This is a genomic window from Burkholderia sp. Ap-955, from assembly GCF_011753045.1.
Taxonomy (GTDB): Bacteria; Pseudomonadota; Gammaproteobacteria; order Burkholderiales; family Burkholderiaceae; genus Burkholderia; species Burkholderia lata_D.
In genome coordinates, this window is sequence record NZ_VWWH01000211.1 from 1 (window position 1) to 1,377 (window position 1,377).

1 protein-coding gene is annotated in these 1,377 nt (G+C 74.4%); it reads right to left on the reverse strand.

All coding sequences use genetic code 11. The features are described 5' to 3' along the window. A partial coding sequence (gene malQ, locus F3J15_RS37355) for a 4-alpha-glucanotransferase (RefSeq protein ID WP_166897823.1) occupies nucleotides 1–1,377 on the reverse strand: 1,377 nt, incomplete at both ends.

The window sequence follows — 1,377 nt, forward strand, 5'->3', positions numbered from 1 at the left end:
GGGGTGTCCGCGGCGTCGGGCGGGGCGGCTGCGCGGGGCACGATCGTGTGCCGATCATCCGCGCTGGCTTCATCCGGCGGTGCGGGCGGCGCTGCGTTGCGCGCTTCCGCGTCGTCGGACTGCTGCGCCGCCTCGGCCGCGATCCGCCGCCAGGCCAGATCGACCCCGCGCCACCAGCCGGCCACGGTCGGAAGATCGTGCGTCGACGTCATCGCGATCGCGTCGCGATCCCATGCCGACGGCGGCCGGAAGGTGCCGCCGGCGTCGCGCTCGAACCACAGCACGCGCATCCCGGCGATGCCCTGCGCGCCGAGCCGTTCGCGGAAGCCGGCCGGCACCGTGCCGAGATCCTCGCCGATCGCGAGCGCGCGATAACGGGCCGCCTCGAGTGCGACGAGCCGCACGAGATCGTCGACCGGATAGCGCAGGTATGCGCCGTCGCGCGGCGAGCCGCCGTCCGGCACGATCCACATCCGCGCGAAGCCGAGCACGTGATCGATGCGGATGCCGCCCGCATGCGCGAACGCCGAGCGCAACAGTTCGACGAACGGCACGAAGCCTTCCGCACGCAGCGCGGCGGGCGTCCAGGTCGTCACGCCCCACGCCTGGCCGGCCGCATTGAACAGGTCGGGCGGCGCCCCGAGCGACACGCCGCGCAGCAGCGTCGCGCCGTGCACCCACGCGTCGCTGCCCGCGCGATCGGAGCCGACCGCGAGATCGGCGATCAGCCCGGTGGCCATGCCCGCGCCGCGTGCCGCGTGCTGCGCGTCGCCGAGCGCGCGCGACGCGCACCATTGCAGGTACGTGTGGAACGCGACCGTATCGGCATGGGCGTGCGCGAACGCGTCGACTTCAGCCGATCCCGGCTCGCGCCACGGCGCCGGCCATTTCCGCCAGTCAACGCCCGCCCCGTGCTCGAGGCAGAACGCCTGCAATGCGTCGAAGCGCGCATGCGCATCGAGCGCCGCACCGCCCGTCGCGCGAAACCGCTGGAATGCGTCACGCGACGGGTCGTCGCTGGCGCGCCACGCGTCGAAGCACGCACGCAGTCGCCGCAGTTTCAGCGGCAGCACGTGCGGCCAGTCGATCAGCGGTGCGTCAGCCGCGGCACCGGTGGCGTGAGGCACCGCAGCGGCACCCGGCACCGCGTCGCAGTCGAGATACGCGACGTTGTGCCAGCGCCGCGACGACGGCGAATAAGGGCTGTCGTGCGCGGGCAGCGCCGGAAAGCCGGCGTGCGTCGGGCTGATCGCCACCGCCTGCGCGCCGTGCCGTGCCGCATGTGCGGCCAGCCGCGCCAGCGCGGTGTAGTCGCCCGCGCCGTCGTCGCCGGTGCGGCGCAGGCTGTAGAGCTGCGCCGCGATGCCCCAGCGGCCG